Consider the following 12,684-nt stretch of genomic DNA (forward strand, 5'->3'; position numbering starts at 1 on the left):
TTATTTGGCGCTGTACAGCTTGTCGAACTGGCCGCCGTCGTTGAAGTGCACCTTCTGCGCTTCGGTCAGCGAGCCGAAATACTTGGCCACCGTGAACTGCTTGAGCGGCTTGAAGGTGTTGGCGTACTTCTTGAGCACGGTTTCGGAACGGGGGCGTATCGCATGCTTGGCGGCGATCTCCTGGGCTTCTTCGGAATACAGATAGTCCAAGTAGGCCTTGGCCAGCTGGGCCGTGCCCTTCTTGGCCACGGTGCGTTCCACAACCGCCACAGGATTCTCGGCCACCACGCTCACCGAGGGGTAGATTGCATCGACCTTGCCTGCGCCGAACTCGCGGTCGATGGAGACCACTTCGGATTCGAAGGTGATCAGTACGTCGCCCTGGTTGCGCTGCAGGAAGGTGGCCGTGGCATCACGCCCGCCCTTGGCCAGAATGGGCACGTTCTTGTAGAGCTTGCCCACGAACTCGGCCGCCTGCGCCTCGGTGCCGCCCTTTTCGCGCACGGCGCCCCAGGCTGCCAGATAGGCATAACGGCCATTGCCGCCGGTCTTGGGGTTGACCACGATCACCTGCACGCCGGGCTTGATGAGGTCGTCCCAGTCCTTGATGCCCTTGGGGTTGCCATTGCGCACCAGGAACAGCATGGTTGAGGTGGTGGGCGATGCGTCGTGCGGGAACTTCTTGGCCCAGTCCTTGGCAACCACACCGTTGTCGGCCAGAAACTGTACGTCGGTGGTGGTGTTCATGGTGACCACGTCAGCGGCCAAGCCGTCGTTCACGGCACGCGCCTGGGCGCTGGAGCCCGCGTGCGACTGGTCGATCTTCACATCCTGGCCGGTGGTCTTCTTGTAATGGGCGACAAAGGCGGCGTTGTAGTCCTTGTAGAACTCGCGGGCCACATCGTACGAAACGTTCAGCAGGGTCTGTTGCGCGATGGAAGCGCCGCTGGCTGCCAGGGCCAGAGTGGCCAGAAGGGTCTTGAGTTTCAATGAAGTCATGGTGATGTCGCCCAAAAGATGCTGGAGATACCCCATTGTGCGGAGGCATCTTTAAAACTCAAAAGAATATATTCTTGTTAATTAATCGCATATTGGAATATAGATTTTTCATCGACCATCACGGGGCGATTGCAGGCCTGCTTTGACGATTGCCCAGCACGGGGAACTCAAGAAAGAAAGGCCGCTAGCGCTTGCTGATCAAGCGCCAATAGCTATCAAAATTGTAGCAATCAAGCCACTGCGGACGTTGCGTGTGGTGGGGCTGTGGCCGCTTGTGGCACGATAGCATGGTCGCCTTCCAGCGATTGCAGCAACGCCCAGCCCAGCGGCCATTCGCCATGGCCCGAGTCGATGTTGATGTGCCCGGCGTTCTGCATGCGCACAAACTCGCTGCCCCAGGCCCGCGCATAGGCGCCCGCAAGGCGGATGGGACAATAGGGGTCGTTGCTGCTGGCCACCACGATGCTGCGGTATGGCAGCGGCGCATAGGGCACGGGCGCAAAGTCGTTCAATATGGCGCGCCGCTCGGGGTCCGCCGGGGCCACCAGCAGCGCGCCGCACACGCGGGCGGCGGCTTGCGGGCCCAGGTGGGTGGTGGCAATGCAGCCCAGGCTGTGCGCCACGATGACCACGGGGTTCGGCGCGGCCAGAACAGTCTTTTCAAGTTGACCCACCCAGGCCAGCCGCGTGGGCGTGATCCAGTCGTCCTGCACCACGCGGCGGGCGTGCGGCAGACGCTCGGCCCACAGGCTTTGCCAGTGGCCGGGGCCGGAATCGCGCCAGCCCGGAACGATGATGATGGAAGTGGTGGTCACAGGACGGGTCGGTCGCGCCGGCATTGCTGCATGTAGGCGGAGATAGTGGGCGGATTTACTTGTTGGGCTGCGGGGTGATGCGCAGATAGGGGCGCACCGCCTTGTAGCCCTTGGGGAATCGCTGGGCGATCTCGGCCGGGTCCTGCAGGCTCGGGACGATGATCACGTCGTCGCCATCCTTCCAGTTGGCGGGCGTGGCCACCTTGTGGGCGTCGGTAAGCTGCAGCGAGTCGATGACACGCAAAATCTCGTCGAAGTTGCGCCCCGTGCTGGCCGGGTACGTGAAGGTGGTGCGGATGACCTTCCTGGGATCGATGATGAACACGCTGCGCACCGTGGCCGTGGCCGATGCGTTGGGGTGGATCATGTCGTACAGGTTGGCCACCTTCTTGTCCGCGTCGGCCAGGATGGGAAAGTTGACGGTGGTGTTCTGCGTGTCGTTGATGTCACCCACCCAGCGGTTGTGCGAATCGAGCGGGTCCACGCTCACGGCGATGGCCTTGACGTTGCGTTTGGCGAACTCGGAGGCCAAGGCCGCCGTCTTGCCGAGCTCGGTGGTGCACACCGGCGTGAAGTCCGCGGGGTGCGAGAAAAGCACCACCCACGAATCGCCGGCCCACTCATGAAAGTGGACGGCGCCTGCCGTGGATTCCTGGGTGAAGTCGGGGGCGGTATCGCCGAGGCGCAGGGTGGTCATGCAAAAGACTCCTTGAATGTGCTGAAGCGCATTCTGCGACCCGCTCTTTAAAACCCAAACTACTTAATTCTTGTTATTTAATCGCCAAATCATCTAATAAAAGCAACCTTAGACACGCCCGCGACACGAAACAACTATCGAGTAGATAGTTTGCTGCAATCAGTTTTATTGTGACTCATGAGTACAATAGTAACCAAATGCAAACAAACCAGCTGCTGGCGCGGTCGCTTGAAGAGCCGGTGGTTGTGTTGGCATCTCCCATCCAAAACATCTCACAAGGCAAATTTCACAATGCACACATGGAAAATCAGCCACCGCCTGATGGCAGGCTTCGGCCTGGTCATCGTGGCTTTACTGGGAATGTCGATCTACAGCATGTTGATTGCGCGGGGGATCGACAGCGCATTGACGGCCAATGCCACGCAAAACGCAGCCATCCAGCGCGCGGCCATCAACTTCCGGGGCTCGGCGCATGACCGCTCCATCGCGGTGCGCGACGTGGTGCTGGCGCCCAACGAAGACGCGCGCAAGAAGGAAGTTGAATCCATCACGCGGCTGGCAGATTTTTATGCGCAGTCCGCCACGCAACTCGAAACCGTGCTGAAAACCGCCAAGGAGGTGCCGCCCGAAGTGGGCCCCATGGTGCAGGCGCTCAAGGACATAGAGGCGCGCACGGTGGCCACCAGCAATAAGGTGGTGGCACTGATGCAGTCTGGTGACCGCTCTGCCGCAGAAGCTCTGCTCTGGGCCGAAGCCAAACCGCAGTATGAGCAATGGCTGGCCGCTGCCAACAAGCTCATCGACTACGAAGAAGCCCGCATCATCAAGAACAGCGAAACGGCCAACCAGGACGCCAGCCAGTTCACGGGCGTGATGCTCGCCATCACCTTGCTGGCTGTGCTGATCAGCGTGACGGTAACGGTACTGGTGTCGCGCAGCATTGGCCGCGAGCTGGGCGCCGAGCCCAGCGAGGTGCGCGCGGTGGTGCAAGCCATGCAACAGGGCGACCTCACAGCCCATGTGCAGATCAAGTCGGGCGACACCGGCAGCGTGATGGTGGCGGTGCGCGATATGCAGCAGCGTTTTCATGAACTGGTGTCCGCCGTGCGCGACAACATTGCGCAACTGCGCACCACCAGCGACGACATCAGCAGCGGCAACCAGAACCTGGGCCACCGCACCGAGCAGACCGCCAGCAGCCTGGAGCAAACCGCCGCCAGCATGGAAGAGTTGACCGCCACCGTGCGCCAAAGCGCCGACTCGGCCCGCCAGGCCAACGCGCTGGCCACCACGGCGGCCAGCACTGCCACCAAGGGCGGCGAAGTCATGCAGCAGGTGGTGAGCACCATGCAGGACATTCACCACAGCAGCCAGAAGATTGCCGACATCATCGGCGTGATTGACGGCATCGCCTTCCAGACCAACATCCTGGCGCTCAATGCTGCCGTGGAAGCCGCCCGCGCGGGCGAGCAAGGGCGGGGCTTTGCGGTAGTGGCCACCGAGGTGCGCAACCTTGCCCAGCGCAGCGCCGAGGCCGCGAAAGAGATCAAGTCATTGATCCAGTCGAGCGTGGAAAAGGTGGACTCGGGCACCCAACTGGTGGCCAATGCCGGGGTGACGATGAATGAGATCGTTCAGGGCGTTCAAAGGGTAAACGGCATCATTGGCGAAATCAGCACCGCCGCCTCCGAACAAAGCGACGGTATCTCGCAGGTCAACGTGGCCGTGACGCAGCTTGACCAGATGACTCAGCAAAACGGTGCGCTGGTGGGTGAAAGCGCCACGTCTGCCGAGAACCTGCGTGAACAGGCCCAGCGCCTGGCTGCGCTGGTAGCGGTGTTTCATGTCAGCGGCGGCGCACGCATGGCCAGCACAATCCCCCGCACCACACCCCGCACCGCACCAGGCAACCGATTCACCACCCTGCCCCAACCCAGCGTGCGCCACCTCACCCATTGAGGAGTCTGCGAGCCAGGCGCCCGCCACTGCGCAAATCCCGACGCCTGCAGCGACATCGGGACGGGGCGGCACACAGTGCTGCCCCACCCACGTTCAGATATCCGCGCCGTCCAGCCCCTGCAATGCCTGCCGCGCATTCACGCTGCTGCGGCCGGGCATGGCTTCGCCCAGGTAGTCCAGAAAACTCCGCACGGCGGGCGACAACCCTCGGCGCGACGGAAACACCGCATGCACGATGGCCGGCGCAGGTGCCCAGTCGGGCAACACGCGCACCAGCTTGCCCTCGCGCATTTCGTCCTGGCACATGTAGTCGGGCATCCAGCACACGCCGGTGCCGGCCACTGCCGCATATTTGAGGGTGAGCAGGTCATCGGCCACATAGCGCGGCTGGTGCTGCACCGTCTGGTGGGCACCGCCGGGGCCAATCAGGTTCCAGGTGGAACGCCCATCGGGCGCCGACATGGCAATGCTGTCCATGCGGCCCAGGTCTTCCAGCGTGCGGGGGCGCCCTGGCGCGCCAGCAGCCCGGGCTGGCGACCAGGATCTGCGTGGTGTGATCGAGGCGCTTGACCACCATGCTGCCGCTGTCATCGAGTGTGGAGCGCACACGCAGCGCCACGTCAATGCCCTCCTCCACCAGATTCACCGCGCGGTTGCTCACCAGCATCTCGATGCGCACCTGGGGGTGGCCGGCCAGAAAAAGCGGCATGATCTCGGCCACCACCGTCTGGGCCAGGGTGACGGGGCAACTCACGCGGATGGTGCCGCGTGGCTCGGTCTGCACCTGGGCCACCGTGTCGGCGGCGGCCTGGGCCGATTCGCGCATGGCCTGGCAATGGCGCAGATAGGCTTCACCCACTTCGGTCAGCGAGAGCTTGCGCGTGGTGCGCTGCAGCAAACGCACGCCCAGCTGGGCCTCCAGCTCGGAAACGCGCCGTGACAGGCGGGATTTGGGAATGCCCAAGGCGCGCCCCGCAGCGGCAAAGCCGCCGCGCTCCACCACCTCGGCAAAGTACAGCATGTCGTTCAGGTCTTGCATGGCGACGCATCGTTCTATGAATAGAACAATCTATCGCAAATTCACCAACTTATCAATCCAGCGCAACAGTTGCACAATCTCTCCATGGCCACACACCGTGACCGCCCATACAAGGAGAACCTCATGCAACTGCTTCACATTGATTCCGCCATCACCGGTGCCAATTCCGTTTCGCGTCAGCTGACCGCACAGATCGTGGCCGCCTACCAAGCCAACCATCCCGGCACCCAGGTGAGCTACCTCGACCTGGTGGCCGATGCCCTACCCACTTCACCATGGACGCCATGGCACCCGCACCGGCCAGACCGATGGCCTGAGCGAAGTGCAAAAGCGCGAAAACGCCGTGTCCGAGCGACTGGTCAGCCAATTCCTGGCGGCCGACGTGGTGGTGATTGGCGCCCCGTTCTACAACTTCAGCATTCCCACCCAGCTGAAGGCCTGGATTGACCGCATCGCCCAGCCCGGCCGCACGTTCCAGTACACCGCCAACGGCCCAGAAGGCCTGGCCAAGGGCAAGACCGTGATCATTGCCTCCACCCGTGGCGGCGTGTATTCGACCAGCGAAGGCGGCCGCGCCATGGAACACCAGGAGAGCTACCTGCAGACCGTGCTGGGCTTCTTCGGCGTGACCGATGTGCGCTTTGTGCGCGCTGAAGGCGTGGCCATGGGCGACGCCGCCAAGGCCGCCGCAATGGAGAGCGCCACCCAGGCCATCCGCAGCCAGGCCGCCGCCAACCAGGCCCAGGCAACGCAGGCTGCCTGATTGAGGCACAGGGCGCCCGCAGGCGCCTGAGCGTTTTCTCGCCCTTCATGAAGCCCGGCCTTGCGCCGGGCTTTTTGCATTCTTTAACCAAATGCCGCTGTAGCGCCCGATGGACAAACGCCAGTAGCTATTTATTCAGTAGCAAATCATGTGTTGTGCTTCTTGACCCAGGCAACGTACTGGTTCACCCAGCCTTGCAGGAATTCGCGGCTGCCCGCACCAATGCCACCGTCGGCATCAAACAGGCCGTCCTTGGCGTGGATGAAGGCCTCGGGCTGGCCCAGCGTGGGCACATCCAGATAGGCCAGCACGTTGCGCAGGTGCTGCTGGGCCATGGCCGTGCCGATGGCGCCCACCGACGCGCCAATCACGCCGGCAGGCTTGCCCGCCCACGCGCTCTGGCCATAGGGGCGCGAGGCATGGTCGATGGCGTTCTTGAGCACACCCGGCATCGAACGGTTGTATTCAGGCGTGACAAACAGCAGACCCTGCGCCGCCTTGATTTCCCCCTTGAGCCGCAGCACCGAGGCGGCCTGCTGACCATCGTCGTCCTGGTTGTAGAGCGGCAGGTCATCCAGGCGCACTTGCGTGAAGCTAAAGTCTGCCGGCGCCAGCCGGGCCAGCGCCGTGGCCAGCTTGCGATTGAATGAATCCTTGCGAAGACTGCCGACGATGACGGCAATGTTGTACTGGCTCATGAAAACCTCCTGAAGGAGAAAGACCACCGGCAAAGCGCCGGAGCGCCATGGTAGCGCTGCCAGGTAACGCGCGCCAGCGGCGGCCAAAGCCTTGCACGAGGCCTGCAAACATCACCGGATTGAATATAAAAAAGCTGCTGGCGCTTATGGATAAAGCGCCAGCAGCTATTTTTCAAGTAGCAAACAATCAGAAACCCGGCAGCACCGAACCCTTGAACTCCACTTCGATGAATTTGCGGATTTCTTCCGACTGGTAGGCCTTCAGCAGCTTGGCCACCCAGGGCTTGCTCTTGTCGGCTTCGCGCACGGCGATCAGGTTGACGTAGGGGCTCTTGGCGCTTTCCAGGGCGATGGCGTCCTTGACGGGGTTCAGCCCGGCCGAGATGGCGAAATTGGTGTTGACGGCCGATGCATCCAGGTCATCGAGCGAGCGCGGCAGCTGGGCAGCGTCCAGCTCCACAAACTTCAGCTTCTTGGGGTTGCTCACCACATCGAGCGGCGTGGCCTTGAGGCCCGCGCCCTCCTTGAGCTTGATCAGGCCCTTGTCCTGCAGCAGCAGCAGCGCACGGCCGCCATTGGTGGGGTCGTTGGGCAGGCCAAAGCGCGCGCCTTCCTTGAGCTCGTTCAGGCCCTTGACCTTCTTGGAATACAACCCCATCGGGAAGTTGACGGTGTATCCCACCGACACGATCTTGTAGCCACGGTCCTTCACCTGGGCATCCAGGTACGGCTGGTGCTGGTAGGCATTGGCATCGAGGTCGCCCGCCGCCAGTGCGGCATTGGGCTGCACGTAGTCGCTGAACTCGATGACCTGGATCTTCAGACCGTCTTTCTCGGCCACTTTTTTGACCTGCTCAAAAATCTGGGCGTGCGGGCCAGCCGTCACACCGATCTTGAGCGGCTTATCTTGCGCCAGCGCGCCAGCGGTGAAACCGGCAGCCAGGGCCAGAGCGAGGGCAGATTGCAGCAGGGAGCGCTTGTTCACGGAAACACCTTTCGTTGAGAGATGGTTCGCATCTTAGGGTTCACCCTATAAAACGCAAACAACCGTTTTTTTATTTCATAAGATCAATAAAGAATAATCGAACGCAACGAGCGTAAACATACTTTCGGCCCGAGAAAACCGCGCAAATGCCGTACTCCGGCGGCCGGCGCCCTTGATCCACCAGAGCGCCGCAGCCCTGGTCTTCTGCGACCAGGAACAGTGGTTGAAAGCTCATCATGAAACTGGCAGTTGCGTTACGAGGATTGGGCGGAAATAGCCAGCGACGCACCGGTACGCGCTGTTTGGTCGCCGCGCGCGGCCAAGGCCGGCCTGGCGAATTCGGCCGCAAGATAGTCGATCAGCTCGCGCACCGCCGGCAACAGTCCCCGGCGTGACGGAAACACCGCGTGCACCACGCCGGGCCGCGGCTGCCAATCTGGCAGCAGATCGACCAGCAGGCCCCGCTCCAGGTACTTGCGCACCATCATGGTCGGCAGTTGCAGCACGCCCACGCCATGCAATGCAGCCATGCGCAGCGCCAGCCTGTCGTCGCTGATCAAACGCGGATGGTGGCTCACCGTGGCCATCGCGCCGCCAGGACCGCGCAGGCTCCACATGTGTTCGCGGTGGGGCGGACCTTCATCCAAGCTGGGCAGGCTGGAAAGATCGGCCGGCAGCAGCGGTGCGCTCAAGCCATGGGCCTGGAGCAGATCGGGGCTGGCGACCAGGCACTGCGTGCTTTCGCCCAGAACGCGCATCACCAGGTCCGTGTCTTCCAGCGGCGGAAAGCGCACGCGTATGGCAATGTCAAATCCCTCGCCAATCACGTCGACACGGCGGTTGGTACTTTCCAGATGCACCTGCACCTTGGGGCGCACCACCATGAAACGCGCCAGCAGCTCACCAAGCTGGTAGTCGAGCAACGCAGTGGGACAGGCCAGGCGCACTGTGCCCTGTGGCTCGGCGCTATGGCGCTCTATCACCTCTTGCGCTGCATTGGCCTCGACCAGCATGGCAACGCAATGGCGGTAATAGTCCTGGCCGATCTCGGTGACGGCAAAGCGCCGCGTCGACCGCTGGATCAGGCGCACGCCAAGGCGCTCTTCCAGTTGGGCGATGCGCCGGCTAAGGGTGGATTTGGGCATGCCCAGGGCGCGGCCGGCGGGCGCAAAGCCCTGGTGCTCCACCACCTGCACGAAGAAATACAGATCGTTGAGGTCTTGCATGGCCTCATTGTTCCTTAAATGAAACGCTGATGGCAAATTTAGAGGACTACCGGCTCGATCGTTCCACATGTAAATTCTGGCCATGGCGAATTTTTCCGATAGCCACTTGGGTGTGGCTAACGCTTGAGGAACGTTCGTGGAATGACCTGCATTCCGCGGCAGTGCCGGATAGGTCATGGTTTTCCGCAGCGTCGGCTGTTCAGCCATGGCGTACCGGACATGCCGTGGTGCACATCAGTGCCCCGCCAGCCCGGATTGTCACTTCCCTACTCACCAATGGAATTTTTATGGGCCCGAAAACTTCTGCTGCTGTAGCCACCATTCTCTGGGGCTTCACTTATGTCGTCTCGACGACCCTGCTGCCGCACAACCCCTTACTGGTCGCCGCCGTGCGCGCGCTGGGCGGCGCCTTTGCGCTGTTGCTGTTTGCGCGCCATTTGCCGCCACCGGGCTGGTGGAACAAACTCATCGTGCTGGGCACGCTCAATGCCGGCCTGTTTTTTGCGCTGCTATTCATCTCGGCCATGCGTCTGCCGGGCGGCGTGGCCGCCATCTTTCAAGCGCTGGGGCCACTGTTTGCGATCCTGCTGGGCTGGGCCATCCTGAAAATGAAGCCCAGCCTGCTGAAGATTGCCAGCGTCCTGATAGGCGTGGTCGGCGTGGCGCTGGTGGTGCTTAAGGGCAATGCCGGGCTGGACGCGATCGGTATCGCCGCGGCGCTCGGTGGAACCCTGTCGCTGGCGCTGGGCGGCGTGCTGATGAACAAATGGGGCAAGCCGCCCATCTCCATGCTGGCCTTCACCGGCTGGCAATTGCTGGTGGCGGGGATAGAACTCTTGCTGGTAGCCTTGCTCGCCGATGATTTGCCCACCGTCATTACAGTGACCCATATCGCGGGCTTTGTGATTTTGGCGGTGTTGTTGACGGCCGTGCCTTTTGTGCTGTGGTTTGGTGCCATCGCTCGTGCCGGCATGGTAGTGGTTGCGCCCTTCTTCCTGTTGGTGCCGATCACCGCTTTTGTGCTGGATGCGCTGATCAAGGGTTTTGTGCCCACCGGTTTGCAAATCGTGGGCGCGGTCATCGTGGTGGCCGGGCTGCTTCTCAGCCAGTGGACGCCCAAGGCGCGGCGCAAGCACAGCCGCAAAGTGCCGCAGGTTCCTCACGCGAAGCATTCGTGACCTGAATGCATGTTGCTGAGCGGCCCGCCGCCGCTCCACCAAGCTCCAGGAAACGTCATGCGCAGCGGGCGAGGCCACCCGATTGCATCGTCTGCCCCTGCCCGCTCAGCTTCCAGCGGGGTGCCGTCGTCTTTGACCTGGGTGTTCGCTTTCAGCCACGCAGAGCCACGTTGTTCAGCTTGTCCAGCCACTCGGGCCAGCCGCCCTCGCTGGCGGACTGCAGCAGGATGCGCGTCCACGCGACCCAGGCGTCCCACTGCACGCGCTTGTCCCAGGCATTGCCCCACGCGCTGAAGCATTGCAGCGCACTCTGGGCCGCATGTTTGGCGTCGTCACGCCGGCCCGCCGACAGGTATAGCTGCGCCAGCACCATCTGCGGCTCACCCACCCAGGGGTTGTGGCGCACGGCCTGCTCCAGCACGGCGGTGGCCACGTCCAGGTCTACCAGCGGCTGGTCTTGCTGGATCACCGACCAATACAACGACGTGGCCGCTGCCTCGGCCGCCACCGACAGGTGTTTGGTGCAATCGGCAAACACGGGGGGCACCGGCAGCAACCCCTTCAGGCCCGGGTGCTGCAGCGCCTGCCCCAGTCCTGCAATCTGGTGCAGCATGCGCCCGGTGGGTCGCATGGGACCGGGCCACAGCGATGCCGCCCAGTGCACTGCCTGCGGGCGGTGCTGCACGTTGGGAAAGCGCGAGTAGATATCGTCCTGCCAGCTGAACCATTGCTCGATGGTGTCGGCCATGCTGACGATGACAAAGGCTGCCACCTCATAGGGCGAGAGCAGATGGCGCTGCCCGTCCTTGTCGAGCGCCAGGCTGCCATCGGCCTCCAGCGCGCCACCCAGCACGCGCTGCACAAACTGCGTGCGCGACTGGGTGCAAAACAGATACACCAGGTGCTCGGCCGGCTTGCCCACCAGATCGCGCAGGCGGGCCCGCTCGCTGGCCGGGTCGAACTTGACCAGGTCCACAAAGGCGTTGCCATAAACGCTGTGCAGCAGCCCCAGCAGCCGCACATCCCGCGGCTGCTGCCACAGCGTGAGCGACCGTGCCACGCCCACCAGATGGTGGCGAAAGGTGCCCGCCTTGTGCCAGTCCTGCCCCACGTTGCGCGCCAGCACGGTGGGCAGCACCGGGGCCAGGTCGGCGTCGTGGGCAATCCACTCGTCGTCCAGCAGCGCCTGGGCGCGGGTGAACAATTGCTGGTCCAAAGGGTGAAATGGCAGGGTCATGGCGTTTTTGTCTCCGAGTTTCGATCCGTGCAGCGCACAGTATCGTGGCTTGCTGCGCCAGACGCGGCCAGCGCCTCGGCCAGAAAGCCCACAAAGACCTGCACCCGCGTTGAAAACTGGTGCCGCTGGGGATAGACCGCATAAATATCCGCCGCCGGTGTGTGGTATTGCGCCAGCACCGGCTCCAGCAGCCCCTGCGCCAGGTGGCGGTTCACATCCCACTGCGCGCGCATCACGATGCCATGGCCTTGCAGGGCCCACAACACGGCGATCTCGCCGTCGTTGGTGGTGAGGTTGCCGGTGATCTTGATGGATTCGGTGTGCGCCTTGCTGCCACGCCCCGTGGTCAGGCGCCACAGGCCATAGGCCTCGTCGCCCTGGCGGATGCCAATGCATTGGTGCTCCATCAAATCGCGCGGCACACGGGGCCTGCCGTGGCGCTCCAGGTAGGCCGGTGCGGCGCACAGCACGCGCCGGTTGAGCGCCATGCGCCGGGCGACCACACGGCCATCGGGAGGCTCGCCAAAACGCACGCACACGTCGTAGGCATCGTCGGTGATGGGCGGCGGGTGCACCGACAGCTGCAGCTGCACATCCACCTCGGGGTACCGGCGCACAAAGTCCGAGATCACCGGGGCAATGTGCATGCGGCCAAACCCGAGCGTGGCATTCACGCGTAGCAGGCCCTTGGGGCTGGCCTTGGACTGCACGATGAGCTCGTCGAGCGCATCGATTTCGCGCAGGATGCGCCGCGCGTGCTCAAGCAGCGTCTCGCCCTCGGGCGTGAGGCTCATGCGCCGTGTGGTGCGGTTGATGAGCACCACGCCCAATCGGCGTTCCATCTGCGCCAGATGCTTGCTCACGGCCGCCGTGGTAACCCCCATTTCGCGCCCTGCGGCACTCAGGCTGGGGCTGGTGGCCAGTGTGGAGAAGAAGCCCAGTTCAGCGGGCTGGATGGAGGAGCTCATCGAATCACTATTAACCTAAAGTCAACGATGAATTCACTCTAGCGCCGTTCTGAAGAACCGTCCAGCCCTACAGTCCTGCTCACTGTTTTGCTTTCCACCGCCCTTCATGGGCAATAACCG

General features: G+C 62.8%; 10 protein-coding genes and 2 pseudogenes. 3 read left to right on the forward strand and 9 right to left on the reverse strand.

All coding sequences use genetic code 11. The features are described 5' to 3' along the window. The 3 genes from CBP34_RS10645 to CBP34_RS10655 form a co-directional block, all read right to left on the reverse strand. Positions 1–999, reverse strand: a complete 999-nt coding sequence (locus CBP34_RS10645; RefSeq protein WP_086928735.1) for a sulfate ABC transporter substrate-binding protein — start codon at positions 997–999, stop codon at positions 1–3. A 230-nt stretch (positions 1,000–1,229) separates the two neighbouring features. After that, positions 1,230–1,838, reverse strand: coding sequence for an RBBP9/YdeN family alpha/beta hydrolase (locus CBP34_RS10650; protein WP_094098015.1), 609 nt, complete (start codon positions 1,836–1,838; stop codon positions 1,230–1,232). 31 nt (positions 1,839–1,869) lie between these two features. After that, positions 1,870–2,511 (reverse strand): peroxiredoxin, encoded by a 642-nt coding sequence (locus CBP34_RS10655; protein WP_086912568.1) that lies wholly within the window; start codon positions 2,509–2,511, stop codon positions 1,870–1,872. A gap of 291 nt (positions 2,512–2,802) precedes the next feature. Here CBP34_RS10655 and CBP34_RS10660 point away from each other — a divergent pair, with 291 nt between their 5' ends. Then, positions 2,803–4,470, forward strand: coding sequence for a methyl-accepting chemotaxis protein (locus CBP34_RS10660; RefSeq protein WP_269466774.1), 1,668 nt, complete (start codon positions 2,803–2,805; stop codon positions 4,468–4,470). 93 nt (positions 4,471–4,563) lie between these two features. On the opposite strand, the pseudogene CBP34_RS10665 reads toward CBP34_RS10660, so the two are convergent. Next, positions 4,564–5,509 (reverse strand): annotated as a pseudogene (locus CBP34_RS10665) (LysR family transcriptional regulator). 123 nt (positions 5,510–5,632) lie between these two features. On the opposite strand from CBP34_RS10665, the pseudogene CBP34_RS10670 reads away from it, so the two are divergent. Further along, positions 5,633–6,272: pseudogene (locus tag CBP34_RS10670) on the forward strand (FMN-dependent NADH-azoreductase). Positions 6,273–6,418: 146 nt separating this feature from the next. On the opposite strand, the gene CBP34_RS10675 reads toward CBP34_RS10670, so the two are convergent. The 3 genes from CBP34_RS10675 to CBP34_RS10685 all read right to left on the reverse strand — a co-directional run bounded on the left by CBP34_RS10675 (position 6,419) and on the right by CBP34_RS10685 (position 9,181). Then, a complete protein-coding gene (locus tag CBP34_RS10675; protein ID WP_086912571.1) occupies positions 6,419–6,970 on the reverse strand; it encodes an NADPH-dependent FMN reductase in 552 nt (183 codons plus the stop codon). A gap of 187 nt (positions 6,971–7,157) precedes the next feature. Then, positions 7,158–7,955, reverse strand: coding sequence for a MetQ/NlpA family ABC transporter substrate-binding protein (locus tag CBP34_RS10680; RefSeq protein WP_086927421.1), 798 nt, complete (start codon positions 7,953–7,955; stop codon positions 7,158–7,160). Between the two features lie 254 nt (positions 7,956–8,209). Then, positions 8,210–9,181, reverse strand: a complete 972-nt coding sequence (locus CBP34_RS10685; RefSeq protein ID WP_094098016.1) for a LysR family transcriptional regulator — start codon at positions 9,179–9,181, stop codon at positions 8,210–8,212. Between the two features lie 287 nt (positions 9,182–9,468). Between CBP34_RS10685 and CBP34_RS10690 the strand changes: the two genes are divergently transcribed. Next, positions 9,469–10,359, forward strand: coding sequence for a DMT family transporter (locus CBP34_RS10690; protein ID WP_086912574.1), 891 nt, complete (start codon positions 9,469–9,471; stop codon positions 10,357–10,359). Between the two features lie 151 nt (positions 10,360–10,510). Here the strand turns inward: CBP34_RS10690 and CBP34_RS10695 are convergent, their stop codons facing one another. Together CBP34_RS10695 and CBP34_RS10700 are read right to left on the reverse strand one after the other, a co-directional pair. Continuing rightward, positions 10,511–11,596, reverse strand: a complete 1,086-nt coding sequence (locus tag CBP34_RS10695; RefSeq protein WP_094098017.1) for a DUF6817 domain-containing protein — start codon at positions 11,594–11,596, stop codon at positions 10,511–10,513. Continuing rightward, positions 11,593–12,564 (reverse strand): LysR substrate-binding domain-containing protein, encoded by a 972-nt coding sequence (locus tag CBP34_RS10700; protein WP_094098018.1) that lies wholly within the window; start codon positions 12,562–12,564, stop codon positions 11,593–11,595. Before CBP34_RS10700 ends, CBP34_RS10695 begins: the two co-directional genes overlap by 4 nt. Positions 12,565–12,684: the final 120 nt, after the last annotated feature.

This window comes from Acidovorax carolinensis (assembly GCF_002157145.1).
Taxonomy (GTDB): Bacteria; Pseudomonadota; Gammaproteobacteria; order Burkholderiales; family Burkholderiaceae_C; genus Acidovorax; species Acidovorax carolinensis.